General features: G+C 67.4%; 25 protein-coding genes and 1 tRNA gene. 11 read left to right on the top strand and 15 right to left on the bottom strand.

Annotated elements, in window-relative coordinates; translation table 11 throughout:
- Positions 1-61: 61 nt before the first annotated feature.
- Entirely contained in the window at positions 62-739 is a 678-nt protein-coding gene (locus LCM15_RS06780) for an EF-hand domain-containing protein (protein ID WP_224854708.1), read from the bottom strand.
- A 262-nt stretch (positions 740-1001) separates the two neighbouring features.
- Here LCM15_RS06780 and LCM15_RS06785 point away from each other — a divergent pair, with 262 nt between their 5' ends.
- A complete protein-coding gene (locus LCM15_RS06785) occupies positions 1002-1475 on the top strand; it encodes a DUF983 domain-containing protein (RefSeq protein WP_224854710.1) in 474 nt (157 codons plus the stop codon).
- A 37-nt stretch (positions 1476-1512) separates the two neighbouring features.
- Positions 1513-2205 carry an NUDIX hydrolase gene (locus LCM15_RS06790; protein ID WP_224854713.1) on the top strand — a complete coding sequence of 231 codons (693 nt, stop codon included), beginning with the start codon at positions 1513-1515 and terminating at the stop codon, positions 2203-2205.
- Between the two features lie 15 nt (positions 2206-2220).
- Here the strand turns inward: LCM15_RS06790 and LCM15_RS06795 are convergent, their stop codons facing one another.
- Positions 2221-2601 carry a hypothetical protein gene (locus LCM15_RS06795; RefSeq protein ID WP_224854716.1) on the bottom strand — a complete coding sequence of 127 codons (381 nt, stop codon included), beginning with the start codon at positions 2599-2601 and terminating at the stop codon, positions 2221-2223.
- Positions 2602-2723: 122 nt separating this feature from the next.
- Between LCM15_RS06795 and LCM15_RS06800 the strand changes: the two genes are divergently transcribed.
- Positions 2724-3488, top strand: a complete 765-nt coding sequence (locus tag LCM15_RS06800; protein WP_224854719.1) for an alpha/beta fold hydrolase — start codon at positions 2724-2726, stop codon at positions 3486-3488.
- Positions 3489-3606: 118 nt separating this feature from the next.
- On the opposite strand, the gene LCM15_RS06805 is transcribed toward LCM15_RS06800, so the two are convergent.
- Both LCM15_RS06805 and LCM15_RS06810 read right to left on the bottom strand, forming a co-directional pair.
- Positions 3607-4575, bottom strand: a complete 969-nt coding sequence (locus LCM15_RS06805) for a LysR family transcriptional regulator (protein WP_224854720.1) — start codon at positions 4573-4575, stop codon at positions 3607-3609.
- 497 nt (positions 4576-5072) lie between these two features.
- Positions 5073-5417: a hypothetical protein gene (locus LCM15_RS06810; RefSeq protein WP_224854723.1), complete on the bottom strand. Its 345-nt coding sequence runs from the start codon at positions 5415-5417 to the stop codon at positions 5073-5075.
- A gap of 244 nt (positions 5418-5661) precedes the next feature.
- Here LCM15_RS06810 and lepA point away from each other — a divergent pair, with 244 nt between their 5' ends.
- On the top strand, positions 5662-7464 hold the full coding sequence (lepA, locus tag LCM15_RS06815; RefSeq protein ID WP_224854726.1) for a translation elongation factor 4: 1803 nt from the start codon (positions 5662-5664) through the stop codon (positions 7462-7464).
- A gap of 350 nt (positions 7465-7814) precedes the next feature.
- On the opposite strand, the gene LCM15_RS06820 is transcribed toward lepA, so the two are convergent.
- Positions 7815-8264, bottom strand: a complete 450-nt coding sequence (locus LCM15_RS06820) for a DUF4168 domain-containing protein (RefSeq protein ID WP_224854729.1) — start codon at positions 8262-8264, stop codon at positions 7815-7817.
- Positions 8265-8752: 488 nt separating this feature from the next.
- Here LCM15_RS06820 and LCM15_RS06825 point away from each other — a divergent pair, with 488 nt between their 5' ends.
- Entirely contained in the window at positions 8753-9352 is a 600-nt protein-coding gene (locus LCM15_RS06825) for an outer membrane protein (protein WP_224854733.1), read from the top strand.
- 106 nt (positions 9353-9458) lie between these two features.
- Here LCM15_RS06825 and LCM15_RS06830 read toward each other — a convergent pair whose 3' ends face one another.
- The 3 genes from LCM15_RS06830 to LCM15_RS06840 are packed head-to-tail and all read right to left on the bottom strand — an operon-like array spanning position 9459 to position 15098.
- Positions 9459-10838 carry an efflux transporter outer membrane subunit gene (locus LCM15_RS06830; protein WP_224854735.1) on the bottom strand — a complete coding sequence of 460 codons (1380 nt, stop codon included), beginning with the start codon at positions 10836-10838 and terminating at the stop codon, positions 9459-9461.
- Positions 10835-13948, bottom strand: coding sequence for an efflux RND transporter permease subunit (locus tag LCM15_RS06835; RefSeq protein WP_224854737.1), 3114 nt, complete (start codon positions 13946-13948; stop codon positions 10835-10837). The genes LCM15_RS06830 and LCM15_RS06835 overlap by 4 nt, the downstream gene beginning before the upstream one ends.
- Before the next feature lie 4 nt (positions 13949-13952).
- Entirely contained in the window at positions 13953-15098 is a 1146-nt protein-coding gene (locus tag LCM15_RS06840) for an efflux RND transporter periplasmic adaptor subunit (protein ID WP_224854741.1), read from the bottom strand.
- A gap of 292 nt (positions 15099-15390) precedes the next feature.
- Here LCM15_RS06840 and LCM15_RS06845 point away from each other — a divergent pair, with 292 nt between their 5' ends.
- Entirely contained in the window at positions 15391-15720 is a 330-nt protein-coding gene (locus LCM15_RS06845) for a hypothetical protein (protein WP_224854743.1), read from the top strand.
- 238 nt (positions 15721-15958) lie between these two features.
- Complete coding sequence (locus LCM15_RS06850; RefSeq protein WP_224854746.1) at positions 15959-16213, top strand: hypothetical protein; 255 nt, start codon at positions 15959-15961, stop codon at positions 16211-16213.
- A gap of 384 nt (positions 16214-16597) precedes the next feature.
- Here LCM15_RS06850 and LCM15_RS06855 read toward each other — a convergent pair whose 3' ends face one another.
- Together LCM15_RS06855 and LCM15_RS06860 are read right to left on the bottom strand one after the other, a co-directional pair.
- A complete protein-coding gene (locus tag LCM15_RS06855; RefSeq protein WP_224854748.1) occupies positions 16598-17347 on the bottom strand; it encodes a hypothetical protein in 750 nt (249 codons plus the stop codon).
- Complete coding sequence (locus LCM15_RS06860; RefSeq protein WP_224854751.1) at positions 17347-18747, bottom strand: hypothetical protein; 1401 nt, start codon at positions 18745-18747, stop codon at positions 17347-17349. Before LCM15_RS06860 ends, LCM15_RS06855 begins: the two co-directional genes overlap by 1 nt.
- A 110-nt stretch (positions 18748-18857) precedes the next feature.
- On the opposite strand from LCM15_RS06860, the gene LCM15_RS06865 reads away from it, so the two are divergent.
- Positions 18858-19325, top strand: coding sequence for an MmcB family DNA repair protein (locus LCM15_RS06865; RefSeq protein WP_224854753.1), 468 nt, complete (start codon positions 18858-18860; stop codon positions 19323-19325).
- 20 nt (positions 19326-19345) lie between these two features.
- Here LCM15_RS06865 and LCM15_RS06870 read toward each other — a convergent pair whose 3' ends face one another.
- Positions 19346-19540: a DUF6324 family protein gene (locus LCM15_RS06870; RefSeq protein ID WP_224854755.1), complete on the bottom strand. Its 195-nt coding sequence runs from the start codon at positions 19538-19540 to the stop codon at positions 19346-19348.
- Between the two features lie 98 nt (positions 19541-19638).
- Between LCM15_RS06870 and LCM15_RS06875 the strand changes: the two genes are divergently transcribed.
- A complete protein-coding gene (locus LCM15_RS06875) occupies positions 19639-20130 on the top strand; it encodes a GNAT family N-acetyltransferase (protein ID WP_224854757.1) in 492 nt (163 codons plus the stop codon).
- 66 nt (positions 20131-20196) lie between these two features.
- Positions 20197-20273: transfer RNA gene (locus tag LCM15_RS06880), tRNA-His, on the top strand.
- Positions 20274-20386: 113 nt separating this feature from the next.
- Here LCM15_RS06880 and LCM15_RS06885 read toward each other — a convergent pair.
- From LCM15_RS06885 to LCM15_RS06895, 3 genes are read right to left on the bottom strand one after another with little or no spacing between them, the layout of a single operon-like run.
- Positions 20387-21175 carry a metal ABC transporter permease gene (locus LCM15_RS06885; RefSeq protein ID WP_224854760.1) on the bottom strand — a complete coding sequence of 263 codons (789 nt, stop codon included), beginning with the start codon at positions 21173-21175 and terminating at the stop codon, positions 20387-20389.
- Positions 21176-21955: an ATP-binding cassette domain-containing protein gene (locus tag LCM15_RS06890; RefSeq protein WP_224854762.1), complete on the bottom strand. Its 780-nt coding sequence runs from the start codon at positions 21953-21955 to the stop codon at positions 21176-21178.
- The gene (locus tag LCM15_RS06895; protein ID WP_224854764.1) at positions 21952-22431 is read right to left on the bottom strand and encodes a Fur family transcriptional regulator; all 480 of its coding nucleotides are present in this window, start codon (positions 22429-22431) and stop codon (positions 21952-21954) included. The genes LCM15_RS06890 and LCM15_RS06895 overlap by 4 nt, the downstream gene beginning before the upstream one ends.
- A gap of 86 nt (positions 22432-22517) precedes the next feature.
- Here LCM15_RS06895 and LCM15_RS06900 point away from each other — a divergent pair, with 86 nt between their 5' ends.
- Positions 22518-23624: a zinc ABC transporter substrate-binding protein gene (locus tag LCM15_RS06900; RefSeq protein WP_224854766.1), complete on the top strand. Its 1107-nt coding sequence runs from the start codon at positions 22518-22520 to the stop codon at positions 23622-23624.
- Between the two features lie 102 nt (positions 23625-23726).
- Here the strand turns inward: LCM15_RS06900 and murC are convergent, their stop codons facing one another.
- On the bottom strand, positions 23727-25130 hold the full coding sequence (gene murC / locus LCM15_RS06905) for a UDP-N-acetylmuramate--L-alanine ligase (protein WP_412103283.1): 1404 nt from the start codon (positions 25128-25130) through the stop codon (positions 23727-23729).
- Positions 25131-25146: the final 16 nt, after the last annotated feature.

Raw genomic sequence — 25146 nt, forward strand, 5'->3', positions numbered from 1 at the left:
GCCCGGGCCGGGCCGCAACGCAACGGCGCGTGGCGGCGGCACGGGGCCGCCGCCCGCAGCGTCAGTCCTGCGCCTCGGGCGCCGCTTCGGGCGACGGTGCGGGGTCTGCCGGGGCTTGTGCCCCCGGACCCGTGCGGTCCGCGCCGTGATGCATCTGGTGCCAGTGCTTGCCACCAGGGCCACCATGACCCCCGGCGCGCATCTGGTGGTGGCCGTCACGCCCACCGCGCTCGCGCATCTCGGCGCGGCCCGCGTGCATCTTCTGCAGCATCCTCTGCTGTGCCTCGGCCAGTTCTTCGAGACTCACCTCGCCATTGTCGTCCGTGTCGAGGCGGTCGAAGACCTGCTGCGGTCCGCGCCGGCTGCCCGCCTCGATTTCCTCGAGGCTCAGCTTCCCGTCGCCATCGGTGTCGAGCCGCGCGACCATGCGCTGCTGACGGCGCTCTTCGCGGGCGCGCTCCTGCGCCGCGCGGAAGGCGGTCAGCTCATCGCCCTCAAGCGCGCCGTCGCCATTGGCATCGGCCTCCGCGAAGGCGGCGGCCGGGCCGGCCGCGGACAGCTCCTCCGCGGTCACCACCCCGTCGCCATCGGCGTCCAGGCTGCGGAACATCTCGAGCATCATCGGCGCCCGTCCCTCGTGCCCCCGTCCCTCGTGCGACTGTCCCTGCGCCAGCGCAAGGCTTGCCGATCCCATCACGGCAAGGGCGGCCCCGGTCAGACATTTGCTCATGCGTGTCATCTGCTGCGATCTCCTGTTTCTCGCGGGTCACCGGCGCGCCCTCGGCCGCCGATCTGTCCCTTTCACGCACGGGTGGAGACATCCCGTCGCAGATTTTTCGACCACCCCGTCCACACCCGGCAGCCCCGCCACGTCACGGCACGGGTTGCAGCCGAAAGATGCAGGCTCCACATTGCTTTGCGACATGGCGCCGCAAGGACAGCGTGCGTATTTCTGTTAGCGTATAGCTTTCGTCACGCTTCGAGGAGGAGCGAGGAAGATCATGCACGACACCACCAAGACCCACGAGGACAGCGCAGAGGCGCCCTCGGAGATCGCGATCACCGACCCGGCCGCCGCGCCGCTGGACGCCGCTCCCGCAACCAGCACCGCGACCGGCGACGAAGAGCGCGAGACCTGGCCCGCGATCCTGCGCGGCTTCCGCGGCCGCTGCCCGAATTGCGGCTCAGGCCCGATCCTGCGCAGCTATCTCAAGGTGCGCGATCATTGCCCCTCGTGCCGTCAGGAGCTGCACCACAACCGCGCCGACGATGGCCCGGCCTATCTCACGATCCTGATCGTCGGACACATCATGGCGCCGGCGCTGCACATCACCTTCGTGGCCTGGCGCCCCGATCCGCTGATCCTTGTGACCATATTCTCCATTGGCTGCATCGGCTTGTCCCTCTATCTTCTGCCGAGACTGAAAGGCGCGATCGTGGGCTACCAATGGGCCCGCCGGATGTACGGGTTCTAGCGCCCGGACAAGCCCCGCCCCATCGGCAGGAGAGCAGATGACCCAGGACAAGACAGCGATCCGCGACGCGGCCACGGTGATCGTGATGCGCGACCGGGCCACCGCGCCGCGCATCCTCATGGGTCAGCGCGGCGCCAAGGCCGCCTTCATGCCGAACAAGTTCGTCTTCCCCGGCGGGGCCGTGGACCCCGAGGATGCGCAGGTGCCGCTAAGCCGCCCCCTGCCCGCACTCTGCGAGACCCGGCTTGGCGACGACAGCCCCGAGGGCCTCGCCCATCCGCTGGCCGTCGCGGCGATTCGCGAGCTCTGGGAAGAGACCGGGCTGATTCTCGGCACGCCCGGAGACTGGGCCGAGCCGCCCGCGGACTGGCGCGGCTTTGCCGCAACCGGCCACCTGCCCGACGCCTCGGGCCTGCAGTTCGTGTTCCGCGCCATCACGCCGCCGGGCCGCCCCCGACGCTTCGACGCGCGGTTCTTCCTCGTCGACGCCGAGGCGCTCGCCACCGATGCCGAAGATTTCTCCGCCGCCTCGGACGAGCTCAGCCACCTGCAATGGATCGCGCTCGACGCGCTGCGCGATTTCGACATGCCCTTCATCACCGAGGTGGTGCTGGCCGAGGTCGCCGCCCGCGCCCATGATGCCGCCCCGCCGGTCTCGGTGCCGTTCTTTCGCAACGATGACGAGGAAAGCCTGTTCCTGCGGCTCAACGGAACCGCGCTGCCCGACTGACCGGCGCGCGCAGGCTCAGACGAAGCCGCGCCAGCGCAGCACGATCACCGTCAGCGCGACCACGACGATGATCCCGGCCATGATGCTGGCGAGGATGCCCAGAAGCCGCCCCTTGCGCTGATCGGCGAGGTCGACCGCCTTGAGGTGCCGCTCGAGCCGCCCCGCCGCGGCGCGGATCGTCGGCGCATCGATCGTCCGCGCGAGCTTGGGGTGGTCGGCAAAGCGACGCGCCTCGAGAATCCGCTTCAGATCCTTGCGCAGCTTGTGCGGCAGACGGCGCTGCGCCTTGGCGGCACGGGCGTCGAAATCGCCGCGCGTGAGCTTGAGACGGCTCTCGAAGAGCCGGTCGAGCCGCACGACCGCGGCCTTGGTTTCCTGTGCGCCATCCATCGACATGGACCACAGATCTCCCGATTTGGCCGGGCGGCGCAAGGGGGCGCGGCCACAGCGCCTGCCAAACCGCGCGGATCGGCAACAGGGGCATTCCCTTTGCCGCGCCCCTCTCCTAGAAACGGGCCATGCTGAACACGATCCTGCACGGCACCCAAGGTGCGACACCACCGCTTCTCATCGTTCACGGGCTCTACGGCTCGGGGCGCAACTGGGGCGTCATCGCCAAGCGGCTCTCTGACGAGCGGCAGGTGATCGCGGTGGACCAGCGCAACCACGGCGACTCGCCCTGGACCGACAGCCACAGCTACGAGGACATGGCCGGCGATCTGGCCGAGGTGATCGAGGCGCATGGCGGCAAGGCCGACGTGCTTGGCCACTCGATGGGCGGCAAGGCGGCGATGGTGCTGGCGCTGACCCGGCCCGAGCGGGTCAACCGCCTGATCCTCTCCGATATCGCGCCGGTGGCCTACGACCACAGCCAGATCCAGTACATCGAGGCGATGCGCGCCGTCGATCTCGACGCGATCGAGAAGCGCTCGGACGCCAACGACCAGCTCGCCCGCCACGTGCCGGAACCGACGCTGCGCTCGTTCTTCACCCAGTCGCTCGACGTCAAGGAGAAGCGCTGGAAGCTGAACCTCGACCGGCTGGCCGAGGAGATGCCGAAGATCATCGGCTTCCCCGAGATCGAGGGCCGCTTCGACGGCCCCACCCTGTTCCTCTCCGGCGGCGAGAGCGACTACGTGACCCGCGAACACCGCGACCGCATCAAGGCGCTGTTCCCCGAGGCGCGCTTTGCCAAGATCCCTGGCGCCGGCCATTGGCTGCACGCCGAGAAACCGCGCGAGTTCGAAGCAGCGGTGCGCGCCTATCTGGCCGCCACGGACTGACGGATTCGAAAATACCGAATCTAATCGCCGCGCTTAGTGGAGGTGAACGCGCCGGGAGTGAACCGCCGCGCCAAGGCGCCCCTTCCCGCGAGAGAAAGGCGCCGCGACGCCGCCCGCCCTACTCTCCGACCAGAACGCGCAGATCGCCCTCGAGCCACGGCAACTGGCGCAAGGCCGGCGCAATCACCAGCTCGGAAACCAGCTTGCGCATGGTGCGCGCCACGTCGCGCGGCACCCGGTCGCTCCAGTCGGCATCGGCAAACAGCGAGATGGTGCGCGCGAACGGGCTGAAGGGCAGCGGGTGCGCCTCCATCTGTTCGTGGAAGCGCCCGGCCCGCATGTAGCCCAGCGGCGTGGTGATGCCCCAGCCGACACCGCGCGCTACCAGCGTCATCAGCGACAGGTGCGCGCCGATCTCGAAGCGCTCGGGGAAATCGAGCTTCTGACGCTTCAGATGCGCCTCGATCTGCCGCCCGATGAGTTGGTCGCGATCATAGCGCAGCATGGGCAGGCCGTTCATCAGGGCCTCTGCCCCGCCGGCCTCGGCCAGAGCGCCGCGCGCGCAGACCAGCATGAACGGATCGCGCACCAGCGGATACTCGACCACACCCTCCGTCACCGCACCGGCGCTGGCCGCGATGGCAATGTGCAGCTTGCGCGCGCCCATCGCCTCGGCGATCTCGTGGCTCGGGGCGGTGGTCAGCTTGAAACGGCAGCGCGTCATGCTTTCGGCAAGCAGGGTGACAAGCTTCGGCGTCAGGTCGTTGTCGAAATCGTCGATCACACCGAGGTTCAGCGTGCTGAGATGGGTCAGGTCCATCACCGTCAGCTCGTTCTGCGCCAGCCGCAACTGGCTCAGCACCGACTGGGTGCGCAGCAGGAACGAGCGCCCGGCCTGCGTCAGCCGCATCGGGCGGCGGCCGTGATCGACCAGATCGGCGCCGAGCGCGGTTTCGAGATTGCGCATCTGCTGGCTCACCGCGGGCTGGCTCAGCCCGGTCATCTCGGCCGCCTGCGCCACCGAGCCGGTGGCCGCCAGCGCCTCGAACACCTCGAGGCCGCGCAGCGTGACGCCCTTCATGACCATCGGTTCTCTCCCGCTCGGGCGCGGACAGGCCGCACCCCCGAATATTCACCTTTTGTGAAACTCCGCCCCTCAAAGGTCAACCGTCGCCGTCCTGCCCCGAGCCTGCTGGCTCCGACAACGGTCCCCGCGCCCGACCTCCTGCCTGAGTGCGTGGCCGACATGTCCAGCGTCGCGATACTTGTGATGGCGGGGTTGCGAGGATGCCGGGCGAGACGAGGCCTTGTGGCGTAACCCGTGTTATGGATCGTCCGCGCTGCCGACGCGCGGGCTAAGGCTCGCCCATGCGCCGGGCGCGCGGGCCGCAACGGCAGCGGAGGCGCGGCCCGTCCGGCGAGGAACAGGCAGCGACTGCCTCGGGCCCTGTTCTTCGGATACGCACGGCTCAGCCCAAGGCGCAATTGGAGGGCACGCAGCGTAAGAGCCGCGCGCCCATCGCACCCGGCTCGCAAAGACGCACCTACATTCGACCTTCAGCCTCTGGCATTAAAGCCCGCGGCTCAGAGCCCCGTACACATGCTTTCGGCGCGGTTCACGAAGGCGCTATAGCGCTTCCAGAACTCCTTGTCGCGGTTGCGGTCCGACTGGCGGACCTCCTGCGCCTCGTGCGGATCGTCATAGAAGCGCACCATCCGGCGCTGGTCGCCGCCGCTCAGCTCGACATCCGCCGCCGCCTGAATGCAGCCGCAGAGCTGCGGGTTGCGGGCACTGCGCTGCGAGTTGTTGCACGCCTTGCTCACCGGCCCGCTGGCCATCCGCACCACGCGATAATCGTCGGAGGAGCCTCCGCCGCCGCCGCACCCGGCCACAAGGACCAACGCCAATACGCAGGAAATCGCTCTCATTCGCCTGTCACCTTTTCCGCTCGGCGCTCCCATGGGCTTATCGCCCTGCTGTTTCGGGAGCTTTTGCGACAAGATGCATGAAACCGCGGGCGGTTTCAATTCACCAGCCCGTCAGAAACGCCGCTGCGCCGAGGCGCGCGGGCCCGCCCCGCGCGCGGCTGCGGCGCGGCACTGCCAAAAGACCCGCCCGAGACCCACAACTCACCTTGACCGGCCAGCGAAACACCCGCATATCCAGCAAATCATGACCGATCTCGCGCATATCCGTAACTTCTCCATCGTTGCCCATATCGACCACGGGAAATCCACCCTGGCCGACCGGCTGATCCAGCTCACCGGCACCGTCGCGGAACGCGACATGCAGGAGCAGCTTCTCGACTCGATGGATATCGAGCGGGAACGCGGCATCACCATCAAGGCCAACACCGTCCGCATCGAATACCCGGCGCAGGACGGGCAGACCTACGTGCTGAACCTGATCGACACGCCCGGCCACGTCGACTTCGCCTACGAAGTCGCGCGCTCGATGCACGCGGTCGAGGGCTCGCTGCTGGTGGTCGACGCGACGCAGGGCGTCGAGGCCCAGACGCTGGCCAACGTCTACACCGCCATCGATGCCGATCACGAGATCGTGCCGGTGCTCAACAAGGTCGACCTGCCGGCGGCCGAGCCCGACCGCGTCAAGGAACAGATCGAGGACGTCATCGGCATCGACAGCCAGGACGCCTGCCTGATCTCGGCCAAGACCGGGGTCGGCATCCCCGACGTGCTCGAGGCCATCGTAAAGCGCCTGCCCGCCCCGTCCGAGGGCGATCGCAACAAGCCGCTCAAGGCGATGCTGGTGGATTCGAAATACGACCAGTATCTCGGCGTGATCTGTATCGTTCGCATCATCGACGGCGTCCTGAAAAAGGGCGACCGCATCCGCATGATGAAGACCGGCGGCACCTACGATGTCGACGATGTCGGCGTCTACCGCCCGGCAATGACCAACGTGAAAGAGCTCGGGCCGGGCGAGATCGGCTATCTCAACGCCTCGATCAAACAGGTCCGCGACACCCGCGTTGGCGACACCATCACGCACGAGAAGAAGCAGTGCGAAACACCCCTGCCCGGCTTCAAGCCGTCGGTGCCGGTGGTGTTCTGCGGCCTGTTCCCGGTCGATGCCAACGATTTCGAGGACATGCGCGACGCCATCGAGAAGCTGGCGCTCAACGACGCCTCCTTCACCTTCGAGATGGAGACCTCGGCGGCGCTCGGCTTCGGCTTTCGCTGCGGCTTCCTTGGCCTCTTGCACCTCGAGGTGATCCGCGACCGGCTCGAGCGCGAATACGGCATCGAGCTGATCACCACCGCGCCGTCGGTGATCTATCACCTCTATACCAAGGACGGCGAGCGTCGCGACCTGCACAACCCCGCCGACATGCCCGACATGTCGACCGTGGACCATATCGAGGAACCGCGCATCAAGGCCACCATCATGGTGCCCGACGAGTATCTCGGCGACGTGCTCAAGCTCTGCCAAGAGCGTCGGGGCCTGCAGCTCGACCTGACCTATGTCGGCGGTCGCGCGATGACGGTTTACGACCTGCCGCTGAACGAGGTGGTGTTCGACTTCTACGACCGCCTGAAATCAGTCACCAAGGGCTATGCGTCCTTCGATTACGAGATGATCGGCTATCGCGAGGACAACCTCGTGAAGATGTCGATCCTCGTGAACGACGAGCCCGTCGACGCGCTGGCGATGATGGTGCACCGCGAGCGCGCCGAGATGCGCGGCCGGGCGATGTGCGAGAAGCTCAAGGAGCTGATCCCGCGCCACATGTTCAAGATCCCGATCCAGGCGGCCATCGGCGGCAAGGTGATCGCGCGCGAGACGCTCTCGGCGATGCGCAAGGACGTGACCGCCAAGTGCTACGGCGGCGACGCCAGCCGGAAGAAGAAGCTGCTCGAGAAGCAGAAGGCCGGCAAGAAGAAGATGCGCCAGTTCGGCAAGGTCGAGATCCCGCAGGAAGCGTTCATCTCGGCGCTGAAGATGGACAGCTGAGGTCTTCGGGCCCGGTTGGATTTGCGAAAGGGCGCCCGGCGGGCGCCCTTTCCTTTTGAGGGCCCGCAATCGGCCCTTATTGGGCTTCGCCTTGCGCGCCCGTCCGAGCAGTGTCGGCGTGGTCTCAAGGCCGGAGGCCGGCGCGCCGCCCGGACGGCTGGCGATCTGGTGAACGCATCGCTGTGCTACGAGATCTTTCGGGCGTGGCCACGTCAAAGCGAAAGGCTCGAAAGTGAGATCGCCACCCCGCAGGCCGGCAATGGCGCGGCTTCAAAATCCCAGAGCGTAGCGACAAAGAAAAAGCCGCCCGGAAGGGCGGCTTTCCCGAAAATTCAGAGCTTACGCCCGCATCATTCCGTCATGGTCTCGGCGCCGCCCTGCTGGCGGGTCTCAAGCATCGCGAGGATGCGCTCGTTGAGCTCGGGGTTGGTCTGGGCGGCCTGACCGATCTCGTTATAGGTCTGCACGTCCATGCCGTCGGTCTCCTCAACCGCGGTGGCCATCTCTTCCTGGGCCTCCTGCACCAGCGCCTGACGCTCGGAATCTTCCGGCGCGGCCTCGATCTTGGCCATGTAGTCTTCCTGCACCGCCTGCACTTCCATCGCGGCGTTGACGAAGGAGCTCAGCTCATCCTCGCTGAAGCCGGCGGACGGGGTCTCGGGCATGGTTTCCGGGGCCGCCTGCGCGGGCGCCTCGGTTGCGGCAGGTTCGTCCATGGTCTGGGCCATGACCGGTGCGACGGGCGCGGCCACGAGAGCTGCGATGACGGTGGACTTGAGAAGCATACCATTGAGTTTCATGACGTCTCCTTCCGGGATCTCCGGTTGTCAGTATCGTCGGGCACAGGGGCATCCTGCGCCGTCCCGACAGAGTTAGGCAGTGTTTCCCGCCGGATCAAAGGGGCGACGCGCTCGCCCGACCCCGGACAGCGAGGACTTGCCAGAACGGCCCAAACGCGCTGGCGGCGCGCCGCGCACGCAACTTGACGTTTCACCATCCGCCCCCACGCGCGAACCCCGGCCAAAAACCTCGCCGCGGAAGCGCGCCTTAGAAAAGGTTCCAATGACGTGGCGTGAGCCGAGCCAAACCCTGCCGAAGGCCGATCACGCGCCGGCACATTCCTGCAAATGGGGCCGAAAACCCGCAAATTCGTCGCGGTTCCGCAACAGCAAGATCATGTGATCGGTCCGTGTGGAGCGGAACGGCGGGGTGGTGGTTATCTCCCCAGTCGCCGCACCGGACCTTCCCCCGGCTCGGCGCGAGACACAAAAGCAATGGAGCAGAAGACATGACCTTCAAACCGCTCATCCTCGTCCCTTTCCTCGCCACCCCGGCCTTCGCGGGTTCTCTTGATCAGACCCCGATCGAGCCCGCACCGGTGGCGCCCGTCGCCCCCGTCGCATCGCCGGTGACCGGCGACTGGACCGGTCCCTCGGTCGGTGTGCAGCTGGGTTACGGCTATGCCGATCCCGACGGTCCGGAAGACGAGACCTCGGACGGCGGCGTCTACGGCCTGAACGCCTATTACGACCACGATTTCGGCAACTGGGTTGCCGGTGCCGGCGTGGAGTATGAGGGCACCAACATCGACCTCGGCGAGGCCGGCGATCTCGAGAGCATGGCCCGCGTCGGCGGCCGTCTCGGCTACGACCTGGGCAAGACCATGGTCTACGGCCAGGGTGGTTATGCCCGCGCCATGACCGACGGCGGCAGCCTCGATGCCGGCGATTCCAACGGCTACTACGTGGGCGTCGGCGCCGAGACCTACGTGGCCGACAACGTCACCCTCAGCGGCGACGTGAAGTACAACGAGTTCAGCGATTTCGACAACGACGATCTCGAAGTCGGCGCGACCACCGCGACCGTCGGCCTGAACTACCGTTTCTAAGCGCACGCCACGTGCACAAAGAAAGGGCCGCGTCCGGGATACCCGGGCGCGGCTCATTCATGTTCGGCCTGCTTCGCCCGGCTTATGATGGGCGAAGCGATGCGGCTCAGCTGTCGCGGGCGACGGTCCGCGTGGCGGTGGGAAACGCCCAGCCCTTGCCCGCGGCGACCTGCAGCGATGCCCAGCTGGTGGCGAGATCGCGCACGCTCGAGGCCAGCGTCAGGCGCGCGCTCGAGAGCGAGCGCTGCACGGTCAGCAGGTCGAGCAGGGTCGTGGTGCCGCCGCGATAGGTCTCGCGCGACAGCTCGACCACGCGCTCGTTCGACACGACGCTGCGCTGGTAGGCCGCGACCGCGCGGCGGTTGCGCAGATAGCTCGACTGGGCGCTCTGCACCTCTTCGACGGCGTCAAGCACCGAGGAGCGCCATTGCAGCTCGGCCTGCTCGGCCTGTGCGATCTGCTGGTCCCGCGACGCCCGCAGCGCCGGCTGGTTCAGCACCGGCACAAGCACCGACGGGCCGTAGGTCCAGGAGTCGAAGCCTTCGGTGCGGGTGATCGTGCCGCCCAGCGTCAGCGAGGGGTAAAGCGCCGCCTCGGCGATGCCGATCTCGGCGGTGGCGGCTGCGAGTTTGCGCTCGGCGGCGCGCACGTCGGGGCGGTTGCGCACCAGATCCGCGGGCACGCCGACATCGGCGCCCGAGGCCGGGCGCGGCTGGGCCGCTCCACGCTCGAGACGGTCCTCGATGGTCTGAACCGGCTGTGCCAGAAGCGTCGCGATGGCGTAGGTCGCGGCATAGAAGCCGGCCTCCAGCGTCGGCAGTGCCGCGAGATCGGCGTCGAGGCTGGCCTGCGCCTGTGCCTCGTCAAGCGCGGTGGCGGCGCCGGCCTCGCGCTGGCTCTGCACCAGCGAAAGCGTGTCGCGCCGGGTCTCGATGGTCTGACGGTTGATCGCGAGCGCGTTCTGGAAGTAGCGCATGTCGATGTAGTTGGTCACCAGCGACGACAGGTAGGCCAGACGCGCCGAGCCCACGCTCAGCTCGGCCGATTGCAGCGAGGCAAGTGCTGCCTCGCGCGAGCGCCGCTCGCCGCCGAACAGGTCGAGCACGATCGCCGGATTGAAGGAGCCGGAGTTGGCCGCGCTGTTGTCGACCATGTCGCTGCCCGACACGGTGCGCTGCGCCGAGAGGTTGCCGCTCACAAGGCTGGGAAGGCCGGTGGTCCGGGCCACCGCCTGCGCCTCTGCCACCCGCGCGATCGCGGTCTGGATGTCGAGGTTCTGGTTCAGACCGGTCTGCACCAGATCGTTGAGCGTCGCGTCGTTGAAGGCGCGCCACCAGTACTGCTGGGTCGCCTGCCCGATCGGTTGGGCGTTGCCTTCGGCGAACGACACGGCGAGCGTCTGTTTCGGAGCCTGATAGTCGGGCCCGACGGTGCAGGCCGCGAGTCCCAGTGCGAGGGAAAGTAGGGCTGTTTTTTTCGGGGTCATCTGCTCGATACTCTGGAAGGCTTTCCGGACAGTAATTGCATGATTAAAGCATAAAAGGCAGGGACCAAGAAAATCCCGACAAAAGTTGAGGCAATCATGCCACCAATCACCCCGATGCCGATGGCATTCTGGGCCGCGGCCCCTGCCCCGCTGGCCGTGGCAAGCGGGACCACCCCGAGGATGAAGGTCAGCGCGGTCATCAGGATCGGCCTGAGCCGCAGGCGCGCCGCTTCAACCGCCGCCTCCACGATGGAGCGCCCGCCCCGGCGCAGTTCCTCGGCAAACTCGACGATTAGGATGGCGTTTCGCGCCGCAAGCCCGATGGTCGTCAACATGCCCACCTTGAAGTAGACGTCGTTGGACTGGCCAAAGGCCCAGGCCGCCAGCAACGCCCCGAGAACCCCGACCGGCACCCCGAGCATGACCGAGAACGGGATCGACCAGCTCTCGTAAAGCGCTGCGAGGGCGAGGAAAATCACCAGCGCCGAGATTGCGTAGAGATACGGCGCCTGATCGCCGGACTGCCGCTCCTGGTAACTGATCCCGGTCCAGGCGCTGCCATAGCCGCCATCGAGGCTTGCCACCATCTCCTCCATCGCGTCCATCGCCGCGCCGGAGCTGACGCCGTTGGCCGCCGAGCCGGAAACCTCCAGCGCCGCGGTGCCTCCGTAGCGTTGCAGCGACGGCGCGACGGGCTCCCAGTCGGTGGTCATGAAGGCCGAGAACGGCACCATCTCGCCGCTGTCGTTGATCGCGTACCACTTCATGATGTCCTCGGGCTGCATCCGGTGCTCCGGCGCGGCCTGCACGATCACCGGGCGCAGCGAGGCGCCGAGCACGAAGTCGTTGACCTCGGAGCCGGCAAAGATCACCGACAGCATGCTGTTCACCGCCGACAGCGAGACGCCGAAGCTCTCGGCCTTTTCCTGATCGATGTCGATGCGCAGGGCGCTGTCATCCTCGGTGCCTCGGGCATCGACATTGGTGACCCGCGCATTCTCGGCGCCGAGCGCCACAAGCTGTTCGGCCGCCGCCTTGAGCGCCTCGGGGCCGTTGCCGGCCTGGTCGATGAGGTACATCGAGAAGCCGCCGGTGTTGCCGAGGCCGGGAATGGCGGGGGGCTGCATGATCATCACCCGTCCCGCCCGGTGCCCGGCAAAGCGCGCATTGGCGCGGGCCGAGACATTGGCCGCCGAGAGCGCGGGATCGTTCTGCCGCGCCTCGAAGTCGCGCAGCTTCACGAAGACCATCGCGCTGTTCTGCCCGCTGCCGCCGAAGCCGAAGCCGAGCGCCGCGAAGGTCGCCTCGACTGCGTCGCCCTCCTCCTCGAGCAGATAGGCCTCGACCTCCTTGACGGTCTCGAGCGTCTGCTGAGAGGTCGCGCCTTCCGACAACGACACCATGGTGATCAGAACACCCTGATCCTCGGTGGGGATGAACGAGCTTTCGAGCCGGTCGTTGAGCCACCACGCCCCGCCCAGCACCAGCGCCAGAGCGCCCAGCATCAGAACCCGCGCGCGCAGGCTCTGCTTGACGCCCCGCCCATACACATCTGTGACCCGGTCGAGACTGCGGTTGAACCATCGCGCCGGTGCGAAGCGGATCATCTCGTCGCGCGGGCGCAGCAGCTTGGCCGACATCGGCGGCGACAGGATGATCGCCACCAGAAGCGACAGGGTCATCGCCGTGACCATGGTGATCGAGAACTGACGGTAGATGACGCCGGTGGAGCCGCCGAAGAAGGCCATCGGCAGGAACACCGCCGCCAGCACCACGTTGATGCCCAGCAGCGCCGAGGTGATCTGCCCCATGCTCTTCCTGGTGGCCTCGCGCGCCGGGAGCCCCTCTTCGTCCATGATGCGTTCGACGTTCTCGACCACGACGATGGCATCGTCGACCAGCAGGCCGATGGCCAGCACCATGGCGAACATGGTCAGCGTGTTGATGGTGAACCCGGTCGCGTAAAGCACCGCGAAAGTGCCCGCGAGCACCACCGGCACCGCGATCAACGGGATCAGCGTGGCGCGCCAGCTTTGCAGGAAGACGATCAGCACGAGGAAGACCAGCACCACCGCCTCGATCAGCGTGTGATAGACCTGCTCGATCGACAGCTCAACGAAGGGCGAGGTGTCATAGGCGATGCGGAACGCGACGCCCTCGGGCAGCGTGTTCTCGAGCCGCGCCATCGTCGCCTTGACCGCGCGTGCGGTGTCGACGGCATTAGCGCCGGTCTCGAGGTTCACCCCGAAGCCCGCGGCGTTGAGCCCGTTGAAGCGCGAGCCGCCGCCATAGCTCGCCTGACCGATCTCGACATCGGCCACGTCGGCCAGCCGCACGGCGCCGCCATCCTCCTCGGTCTTGAGCAGGATGCGCTCGAACTGCTCCACGCCGGTGAGCTGGCTCTGCGCGGTGACGGTGGCGGTGAACTGCTGTCCCCTTACCGTGGGCTGCTCTCCCAGCGAGCCCACAGACACGGTGGTGTTCTGGTTCTGCACCGCCGCGACCACGTCCGACGGCGTGAGCTGGTAGCGCGCCAGCGCCAGCGGCTTCAGCCAGATCCGCATGGCATAGCCCGAGCCGAAGATGCTGACACCGCCCACGCCGCTGGTGCGCTGGATCGGGCCTTCGACGGTCTCGGTCAGGATGTCGCCGAGCTCCAGCGTCGATTGCGCGCCATCGGTCGACACGAGCGCGCCCACCAGCAGGATTGACGAGGTCGAGCGGCGGATGCTGACGCCCTGGCTCTGCACCGCCGAGGGCAGCTGGCGCTCGACCTGGCTGACCTTGGTCTGCACCTCGTTCTGCGCATCGATCGGATCGACGCTGTCATCGAAGGTCAGCGCCAGCGAGGCCGACCCCTGCGAGGATTGCGCGGTCATGTAGATCATGCCCTCGAGCCCGGTCATCGAGTCCTCGATCACCCGGGTGACCGAGTTCTCGACCGCCTCGGCGGTGGCGCCGGGATAGCTGGCCGAGATGCGCACCGTGGTCGGGGCGATGTCGGGATATTGCGACACCGGCAGGGAGAGGAAGGACCACGCCCCGGCAAGCATGGTCATCAGTGCCAGCACCCAGGCAAAGACCGGACGGCGGATGAAGAAAAGTCCCACTGTGTCAGTCCCCGTCCGTGCTGCCCTGAATCTCGGTGACGACCCCATCCTCCGAGATCGTGACTGGGACCGTGCGCACCGCCGCGCCGTCCTGCAGACTGCTGAGGCCGTCGACGATCAGGCTCTCGCCCGTCTCGACCCCGTCGGTCACCACCCAGGCATTGCGGTGGCTGCCCTGCTCCTCGAGCACGCGCCTCTGGGCGATGCCATCCACCGCGACGAAGGCGGTCAGTTCGCCGTTCGACGCGCGCGAGGTGGCGCCCTGCGGCACCAGAATCGCCTGCATCGTGCCAAGCGTGATGTCGACCCGCAGATATTGGCCCGGCAGGATGCGGCGCTCGGGATTGTCGAAGCGCAGCCGCATCGCGGTGGTGCCGGTGGTGGTCGAGACGGTGGTGCCGGGCGAGACGAGCTCGCCCTCGCTGGCATAGGTGTCGCCGGTCTCGAGCTGAAGATTGATCTCCAACCGGTCGCCGCGCTGCAACGAGCCGCTGTCGAAGCGGTTGCGGATCTCGCCGACGCGGCGGCTCGATTCGGCCACGTCGATATAGATCGGATCGAGCCGGGTGACGGTCGTGAGCGCATCGGTCTGGTTCTCGGTCACCAGCGATCCGACCGACACGGTGGGCACCTTGGGAAATCCCGAGATCGGCGAGGTGATCTCGGTGCGCTCGAGATCGAGACGCGCCACTTCCAATGCCGCTTCCGCCGAGCTGCGGTCGGCCTCGGCCTGCTTCAGGGAGACGCGCGCGGTGGCCATGTTCTCGGCGGTGATGCCTGTGCCGAGCAGGTTCTCGTAGCGGGTGACCGTTTCCTGTGCCGCATCGACCGAGGCCTGCGCCAGATCGACCGCGGCCTGCGCGGAGGCGACATCGGCGCGGTAGGTGTCGTCCTCGATGCGGAAGAGCACATCGCCAGCCGCGACCGGGCGGCCCGCTTCATAGATGATCTCCGATATCATCCCGCCCACGCGCGGGCGGATGTCCACCTCCTGATAGGCGGTGGCCCGGCCCGGCACCGTGGTGGTGAAGGGCACCGCCTCGCGCTCCAGCGTGATGACCCCGACCTCGGTTTCGCGCCCACCCGGGGCGCCTCCGGCCTGTTGTGCGCTGCTGTCTCCTCCCCAGGACGACAGGATGACGGTCGCCATGGCAAACCCTGCAAGCCATGACGGGCGATAGGCGCAACCTCGGTGCATGAAACCTCTCGTTCGATTGTCTCGAATTCTGCTCAACTGGTCTAACACGATGCAAAGGCCAGTTCCCGTCGGATGTTTCGACGAAAATCGTGCCCCGACGCACGCGGCCCACCTGCGACAGCGCGCCGCTTGCAAATCTGACGCGCGCGTCCCAACTTCCTTATGTCACGGTTTCGAGAGCCGCTTTGCGCTTGCCATCGGTCTTATGTGCGATACCTTGCATTGAGAGGAAGGAGACTTCGAAATGCCCCGATTGATCCGTCTGTACATCCAGCAGGTCCTTGCCGGCTTCGGCCTGGCAACCGTGTTCGTCGGCATCCTGCTCTGGCAGAACGTCGCAAATCTCTACCATCTCGTCACCCATACCGAGGCCGGCCTGCTGGCGGTATTCCTGCTGTGGCTGTTCAACGGTCTGGTCTTCGCCAGCGTGCAGTTCGCCATCTCGGTGATGCGGATGCAGGACAACGGCACGCCCCCCTCGGGCGGGAAGCGCGACATGGTGCTCGACTATCAGCCGGTGCGCGTGCCGGTGGATCAGGCGCCCCGCAGCCGGTTGTCGCCCCGCCGGCCCTGAGCCTGCGCCGACAGCCTTCCCGGATCGCAAGACGGAAAAAGCGCCCCAAGGGGCGCTTTTGTCTGTTCTGGCCCTGCGTTATTGGCCTTACACAGGAACCATGACAGTTTGGTAACGTTGTTTTGTCCTACGGTGCCGGTGCGCGCGTCTTATGATCCCGCCGGCCGCGGCGCGCAGTGCGCGACATCCGCAGCCGTCCATCGCCAATCGTTCGATCACAACGAAGAGGACTTCCTTCTTGCAAGCTCAGACGATCGCCTTCCTGATCATCGTGCCATTCGCACTGGCCTTTCTCTACGCCTGCATCCACGAATACCTCCGATACCGCACCGAAGGTCGCGCCAGCTACGGGCTGGTCTACAACGAAGAAACCGGGACGACGCATGTCACCGGGATCCCCGAGCACGAAGAAGCCTACGATCCCGTGGATTACGATCCCAACGACTACAACGACCCCGAGATCAACCGCTCGTCGGACGACGAAAAAAGCTGATTGCCCGGCTTGTCCCCCGTGCGCCGTTCGCGCCGCACTGCCCTGGGGGGCCAGAGGCGTGCCGCAAGGCCAAGGCCACCGTTTCATCGCTGCACACGGCCCCCTCATGGCGCAACGCGACAGCGGCGTCGGAGACCATCGCGTCAGACGCGCGAACCGAATGTGGGGGAAAGCGGCGGGAACCACGCCAACCGTGGGGTTATCTCATTCCCGAGGACCTGTATATACAGGTGGGCGTCAGGTAACCGGACCAGGGCCCGGACAGAGCCAACTCCCTCGGAATTGCTTAAGGCCACCGGAATGCAACCATGCACGAGAAGGGCAGAACCCGCCTGACCGCGAGATAGTCGCGCCCGGCCCGTTCGGCAAGGGCCAGCCACAAAATCATGCGTCGGCGTTTGTCACGAAATTGTAACGTTCCAGCTCTTCCGGCAGCAGCAGGTAGATCTCGTCCGATGGCGTGGTCAGCGCGTGGCTCATCACAAGGGGATCGATGCCCATTTCCTCGAGATAGATCATCACTTCGCCCTGCCCGCGCTGGATGTCCTCGACCGCCACGAAGGCCGGCAGGATAATACTCTTGCCGAAGTAATGCTGGTGCACGCCGACCGAGGCGCCCTCTTCGATCTCGCGGGCCGCGCCGCCCGCAAGCAGGTAGGGACAGGCCGAGTAGCAGATCTCGCCGCGCAGCATCCGTGTGTTGATCCCCGCCTCGCGCAGGTGGCGGCCAAGCTCGAGCGCATCGCCCACCGAGCCGCCGGGGCTTTGCAGAACCAGCGTATCGACCGCCGGGTCGGCCTCGTCGATCAGCCCGATCAGCCGCGCGCCGTCGCCCGGAGCGATGGTCCCCTCGAGCCGCCATTCACCAGCGCTGCCGGTCTCGGTCAGGGTGAGCCGCGACGGCAGGTCGCCCGCGTCGCGCGCCGGGTTCAGCGGCGGGCGCTGGCGCGACGGCTCGAACACCCGGCGCTGATCGCCCGGGCGCACCGGCTCGGACAGGCGCGGCGCGGAAGGGGTCATACCGGGCAGCCGAAAGCCGTTGGCCCGCATGTCGCCCAGCACGAGAAAAGCCCCGATGATGATCTGGAAGGCAAGGATGCCGGTCAGCACCCGCCCGACCGTCAGCCCGCGCATCAGTTGCCCGCGCCCTTGAGCCGCGCGACCTCCGTTTCGGGCCGGGGTGTCGCGGGCTCGGGCGTCTCGGCCTGTGCAGCCTCGGACGAGACCGGCCGCGCCGTCCTCTCGGGGAAATCATCGGTCGCGTCCCCTGCCCGGTCGCGCACCTCCGGCATTCGCGACATGTCGGTTTCCACGTCGCGCAGCGCCGCGAGTGCCGAGCGCAGTTCGCTCAGCGTCATGGTGTCCTCAATGGCGGCATCCTCGCGGTTCTCGCGGATCGCCGCCTGCGTCACGGCAAGGATCAGCACCAGCACCGCCGGCAGCAGGTCGATGGCGATGGCCCCGGCCCAGGACGGCACGAAGTTGCGGGCGTAGAGGATCACCGCATCCGCCGCCGAAACCGGCGTGTAGGTCACCTCGGCCGCCGGCGTCATCGCCATGACCTCGCGCGCCGCCTGCTCGAGCGTCGCCGCCCGGCTGGCGAGCGCCTCGAGCACCGAGTCGATCGTGGCCGTCTGGTTGCCACGGATCTCCTCGGTGCTGCCGTCGAGTTCGGGCAAGACCACCGAGGCCGAGAGATCCTGCGCCGCGCGCTCCACCAGAGGCGCCACCGAAAGCTGCCGCAGCTGCGCAATGAGGCCCTGCAACTGCACCGCCGCCTCGGAGAATTCGACCGAGCGCGCCTCGACAGGGCCCGGCTCCACCGTCAGCGCCCGCATCTGAGACAGGATGGTGTTGCCTTCGGTGAAGGCCGATTGCACCAGCGGCGTCTGGCCCGCAATCTGGGTTTCGAGCGCCGACAGCTCCGCCGCCTTCTGCCGCAGCACCCGGAACACCGCACCGCGCCCGGCCAGCCCCGACAGCGTGCCCTGCGCCTCCTGCTCGGAGAGATCCTCGAAGCTCTGGCGCACCCGCGCCACGTCGCGCTCCAGCGCCTGTGCCGACAGCGCGATCTCGTGCGTGCGCTCGAGCGAGGACTGGTAGTCCTGAACGGTCTTGGCAAGGTGCTGCTCGATCGCCGCCGAGCCCGCCAGCGCGGCGGCGTTCAGCCACGACGACATCGCCACGATGGCGAGGCTGCCCAGCCCCATCGCCCCCAGCAGGCCGATCCGCGCCCGCGCCGTGCGCACCGCAGGAAACAGCCGCATGAGGTAGGACCAGAACACGAAGATCCCCACCGAGACGGCGATGCTATAGGCGATGGCGGCAAACACCGTCATCGCGCCGTTGTCGTCGAGCAGCGAGGACACGCCGAGATAGGTGTAAATCCCCGACGCCACCGCCAGCACGCCAAGCGCGGTGCCGGAGAATGTGTCGAGCCAGTTCAGGTGGTCCTGCAGTTCACGCGCATGGCGCACGCGCCGCGCCTGATGCCGGGGCAGCCCCGTCTCGTCGCCCGTCCTGTCGTCACTCATACGCCCGTCTCCCGTAAGCCCATTTGTTTCAAGTTAGGAGCTTCCGGCGCTCAAGGAAGAGTGAGCGGGCAAGTGCTTGCCTTTGTTCACGCATTGTTCATACTTGCGCCATGACCATCCATACCGATCCCGCCCTGATGCCCGGCCAGCTTCTGGCGCGCGGCGTGTGCCGTCACCTCTCTGGCGCGCACGGCTTCGCCGTCGTCGAAGAGTTCGTCCCCGAGCGCGGCAGGCGCGTCGACGTGATGGCGCTGGGGCCGAAGGGCGAAATCTGGGTGATCGAGTGCAAGAGCAGCCGCGCCGATTTCATGTCGGACGGCAAGTGGCAGGGCTATCTCGACTGGTGCGACCGCTATTTCTGGGCGGTGGACGAGGCGTTCCCGACCGACCTTCTGCCCGAGGGCACCGGTCTGATCATCGCCGATGCCTACGATGCGGAGATTCTGCGCATGGGCCCCGAGAGCAAGCTCGCAGGCGCCCGGCGCAACGCGCTGATCCGGCGCTTTGCGCTGCACGCCGCCAAGCGGCTGCAGGCGCTGCGCGATCCCGGCGCGATGCTGGATGGCCGGATCGGCTAGACCGGCCTCGTTTCAGGGCCTTAGCGGCGGCCCTTCATCTTGCGCGCGGCCGCGGCGGCGGCGCGGATCTCTTCTGCGATCTCCTCGGCCTCCTCGGGTTCGAAATCCATCGGGATCTCGGAGTCTCCCGCGGCCACGAAGATCCGCACCATGGCTTGATCCGTCGGACCGATCTGCAGGTTGGCTTCGATGTCGCGTTCGGTATTGATACTCATGGCCTCGTCCTCGTCTGGCCGCGCAAGCCCGCGCGGCATCCCAGCGAGGTAGCCCCGGCGGGCTTGATTTGCAAGCCAAGCGGTGGAACCGTGCTGCCATGACCACCGCGCCCCTGCCCGAGATCACCGTCTACACAGCCGCCGATCACGACTGGCTGGTCGAAGCGCATGGCCGGCTCTACGCCGCCGAAAACGGCTTCGATGCCAGTTTCCCGATCGTGGTCGATGCTGCCCTCCAGAATTTCGAAACGTCGCACGACCCCTCCTGCGAGCGGGGCTGGGTCCTGCGCGACGGAGCGCGGCGGCTCGGCAGCATCTTCTGCGTCCGCGAAGAAACCAGCACCGCGCGTCTGCGCCTGTTCCTGCTCGAACCCGAGATGCGCGGCCGCGGTCAGGGCCGCCGCTTGCTCGAGACCTGCATGGGCTTCGCCCGGGGGCACGGCTACCGCCGCACGGTGCTTGCCACGCATGAGAGCCACCGCGCGGCTTGTGCGCTCTACGCCCGGACCGGCTTTGCCTGCACCCGGTCGACACCGGTCCGCAGCTACGGTCAAGACTTGGTCGAGCAGGTCTGGGAGCGCCCGCTCTGATCACCTAAACAAGCTCGGGATTTTGACTTGCAATCCTCCGGAGCCGACGGTATTTCCCCCCAACGTGCCGCCTTAGCTCAGTAGGTTAGAGCGCTTGATTGTGGATCAAGAGGTCTCCCGTTCGAACCGGGAAGGCGGTACCACCCTCCCCCTCGCAGATTACGGCGCCTGAACGCAGGGTTTCCCTGCCTCATGAGCGGTCGTCATCCCCCGTCGCGGGGCCGCGAATCGCCGCGCCCCGCCAAGGGCGCCGCGCTCATTTCTTCAGGAAACGCCCCGCGCTGGTGACGGCAAACAGCAGGGCCGCGGCGCTGATCATCGACGGGCCCGCCGGCGTGTCGAGCACGAACGCGCCCCAGAGGCCGGACAGCGCCGCCGTCGCGCCGATGCCGGCGGCGATCAGCACCATGCCCTCGGGGCTGCGGGCGAGAGGCCGGGCGGCGGCGGCGGGAATCAGCAGCATGGCGCTGACCAGCAGCGCCCCCACCACCTTGATCGCGACCGCCACGGTCAGCGCCAGCGCCAGCGTCAGGATGCGCTGCTCGCGGCGCGGGTCGAGCCCGCTGGCATAAGCCAGATCCGGCGAGACCGTGGCCGTCAGCAGCGCCTGCCAGCGCCATGCAATCAGCGCGATCACCGCGCCCGCCCCGGCCCAGATCACCGCGAGGTCGGTCTTGGTTACCGCGAGGATGTCGCCGAACAGGTAGGCCGAGAGGTCCAGCCGCACGCCGGGAACGAAGGTCACCGCCACGAGGCCCAGGGCCAGCGCGCTGTGCGCCAGCACGCCCAGCACCGTGTCCATCGCCAGCCCGCGGTCGGTGAGCGCGCCCACCAGCAGCGCCATCAGCAGCGCCACGACCATCGTGCCCATGACCACCGGCAGCGCCAGCGCCAGCGAGAGCGCCACGCCGAGGATGGCCGCGTGCGCCGTCGCATCGCCGAAATAGGCCATGCGCCGCCACGCCACGAAACAGCCGAGCGGCGCCGCGGCTAGCGCAAGGCCCAGCCCCGCCAGCGCGGCACGTACGAGGAAATCGTCGAGCATTCAGTGGGCCTCCGACCGGGGATGCGCGTGCGTGTGGTCACGGGTGTGATCGTGATCGTGATCGCAGCCCGCATCGTGGCGGTGGCTGTGCTCGTGCCGGTACAGCGCCAGCGCGCCGGCGGTGCCGGTGCCGAACAGCGCACGGTACTCCGCCGCCTGCGCCACCACCTCGGGGTGGCCCTGGCAGCAGACATGGCCGTTCAGGCACACCACCCGGTCCGAGGCGCTCATCACCACGTGCAGCTCGTGGCTGACCATCACCACGGCGCAGCCCAGTTGCTCGCGGATCTGCTCAACCTGCCGGTAGAACGCCGCCGAGCCCGGCTGGTCGAGCCCCTGCGTCGGCTCGTCGAGCAGCAGCAGGTCGGGCTTTTCGAGCAGCGCGCGCGCCAGCAGGACGCGCTGGAACTGCCCGCCCGAGAGCGCCGCCATCGGCCGGTCTCCGAGCGCCCCCGCCCCGGCCTCGTCCAGCGCCGCCTGCCGCTCGGACGCGGGCACGCGTTTCGGCAGGGACAGGAACCGCATCACGTCCATCGGAAGGGTCGGATCCATCATCAGCTTCTGCGGCACATAGCCCAGCCGCAGACCCGGCTTGCGGATCACCTTGCCGGCATCGGGGCGCAGGGCGCCCACCAGCAGACGCAGCAGCGTCGACTTGCCCGAGCCGTTCGGCCCCACGATGGTGACGATCTCGCCGGGGTCGACGTGGAAGTCCACGTTGCTCAGCACCTTGTGGCTGCCGAGCGTCACCTCGAGACGCTGCGCCTCGATCAGGGTCATGCCGCGGCGGTCCGGCAGTCCGGGCAGCGCCCCTCGGCCTCGATCACCATGCGCGCCACCTCGAAATCGAGCGTGCCGGCGGCCTTGCGCACCGCCTGCGCGATCTCGCGCGAGGGCATCTCGGCCACCGCCTTGCAGTCCGAGCAGATCAGGAAGGCGGGCGCGTGACGCTCGCCCGGATGGGCACAGGCGACAAACGCGTTCAGCCGCTCGATCTTGTGCGCAAAGCCGTTGCTCACGAGGAAATCCAGCGCCCGGTAGACGGTGGGCGGCTGCGCCCCGATCCCCTCGGCGCGCAGCACGTCGAGAAGCTCGTAGGCGCCCATCGCCCGGTGCTCCTCGAGCAGGATCTCGAGCACCCGGCGGCGCTGCGGGGTGAGCTGGAGCCCCTGCTCGGCGCAGGCCTCCTCGGCAGCGCCAATGGCGTGCGAGATGCAATGCTGGTGATCGTGGTGGGTAAACCCGAGCGCGTCCATGGCGGCCTCCATCAATTACCTGCTTGATATGTTATAGCGTGGCCGGTATCAAGCCCATGATGTTATACTGTAACAAGGCAAAGACGATGCTGAAACCGTTCCTCCCCGCGCTGTTCCTCGCCAGCCCTCTCTGCGCCGAGGTGCCCAACGTGGTCACCGATATCGCACCCGTGCAGGGGCTGGCCGCCTCGGTCATGGGCGATCTCGGGGCGCCCGGGCTTCTGGTGCCGCAGGGCGCCTCGCCGCACGACCACGCGCTGACCCCGTCGGAGGCACGCAGCCTGCAGGATGCGGATCTGGTGATCTGGATCGGCTCCGAACTGACACCGGGCATCGGCCGCAAGATCGAGGCCATTGCCGGCAGCGCGACCTCGCTGGCGCTGTTCGACGCCGGGGTCACCGCGCATCTCGCCACGCGCGACAGCGCGCTGTTCCAGCACGATCACGATCACGCGGGGCACGACGAGCACGGGCACGACCATGACGAGCACGCGCACGACGAGCACGATCATGATGACCATGACCATGCGGACCATGACCACGAAGAGCACGGTCATGACCATAACCATGACCATGCCGAACACGAGCACGATCACGAAGGCCATGACGAGGCCCATCACGACGCAGAGGGCCACGACGCCGAGGCCCACGGGCACGATCACGGGCACCACCACGGCCCCGAAGACCCGCATGTCTGGCTGTCGCCCGCCAATGCCCGCGCCTGGCTCGGCGTGATCGCCGAGGCGCTGGCCGAGGCCGATCCCGAGAATGCCGAGACCTACCGCGCCAATGCCGAGGCGGCACAGTCGGAGATCGACACCGCCGTCGCCACCGCGCGCGAGCGGCTGGACGGCACGCAGGACGACCGCTTCGTGGTTTTCCACGACGCCTACCAGTATTTCGAGGAGGAGTTCGGCCTCAACGTGCTCGGCGCCATCCAGCTTTCGGACGCCACCGCGCCGAGCCCCGCGCGGCTCGACGAACTGCGCAACGAAATCTCCGAGACCGGCGCCACCTGCGTCTTTGCGGAACCGCAGTTCGATCCCCGGCTGATCGAGGCAGTCACCGAAGGCAGCGACGTGAAGGTGGCCGAACTTGATCCGCTCGGCATGGCGCTGGAGCCCGGTGCGGGATTCTACCCGGCGCTGATCGAGGACCTCGCAAGCCGCGTTTCCGACTGCTCCGCCGACTGAGCCGCGCGCGCAGACGACAGGTAAAGCAAAGGGGGCCGATGGCCCCCTTTGTCATTGCGCAGCAATGAACAAGATTTTTCGTGCGAAAAATCTTCGCCCGGCTCAGCCCTCGCCGCGAAGTCGATCCGGCAGGTTGTTGGCCCAGGTCGAAATCGTGCCGGCCCCGAGGCAGACCACCATGTCGCCCGGACGCGCCTGCTCGCGCACCAGCCGCTCGAGATCGTCCTCGTCGTGGATCGCGCGGGCGTGGCGATGGCCGTGGCGGATCAGTCCGGCGACCAGATCGTCGCGGCTCGCGCCTTCGATCGGGTCCTCGCCGGCGCCGTAGACATCGCCGATGGCGACCACGTCGGCCTCGTTGAAGCAGGCGCAGAAATCATCGAAGAGCGTGTGCAGGCGCGAGTAGCGGTGCGGCTGGTGCACCGCGATGACCCGGCCCTCGCTGGCCTGACGCGCCGCCTTGAGCACCGCCGCGATCTCGACCGGGTGGTGGCCGTAATCGTCGATCACCGTCACGCCGTTGACTTCGCCGACGCGGGTGAAGCGCCGGTTGACGCCCCCGAATCCAGCGAGCGCAGCGCGGATCTCGTCACGGCTCATGCCGAGATGACGCGCCACCGCCACGGCGGCGAGCGCGTTCGAGACGTTGTGATCGCCCGGCATCGGCAGCGTGCATCCCTCGATCTTGCTGTCTTCGGCCTGCAGCAGGATGTCGAAATGCGCGATACCCTTCTCGTAGCGGAGGTTGACCGCGCGCACGTCGGCCTGGGCGTTGAAGCCATAGGTCGTCACCCGGCGGTCGCTGACCCGACCCACGAGGGCCTGCACCTCGGCATGGTCGGTGCAGCACACCGCGAGACCGTAGAACGGGATGTTGGAGACGAACTGGTAGAAGCCGTCGCGCAGGTTCTCGATCGAGCCCCAGTGCTCCATGTGCTCGGGGTCGATATTGGTCACGATGGCGATGGTCGCAGGCAGGCGGTTGAAGGTGCCGTCGCTCTCGTCGGCCTCGACCACCATCCACTCGCCAAGCCCGACGCGGGCGTTGGAGCCGTAGGCGTGGATGATGCCGCCATTGATCACCGTCGGATCGAGCTGGCCCGCATCGAGCAGCGTCGCGACCATCGTCGTGGTCGTGGTCTTGCCATGCGTGCCGGCCACCGCGACGTTCGACTTCAGGCGCATCAGCTCGGCCAGCATCTCGGCCCGGCGCACCACCGGCAGACCGCGGCGCCGCGCCTCGTCGAGCTCGGGATTGCCCGGCTTGATCGCCGACGAGATCACCACCACCTCGGCGGCCTCGAGATTGTCGGCCCGCTGGCCCTCGAACACATGCGCGCCGAGGCTCTCGAGCCGTTCGGTGATCTTCGAGGCCTTCAGGTCCGAGCCCTGCACGGTGTAGCCGTGGTTAAGCAACACCTCCGCGATGCCCGACATGCCGATACCGCCGATGCCGACGAAATGGATCGCCCCGACATCGCCGGGAAGTTTGGTTGCGGCGTTCATCATGCCCCCTGCGTCT

Source organism: Salipiger bermudensis (assembly GCF_020171625.1).
GTDB lineage: Bacteria > Pseudomonadota > Alphaproteobacteria > Rhodobacterales > Rhodobacteraceae > Salipiger > Salipiger bermudensis_B.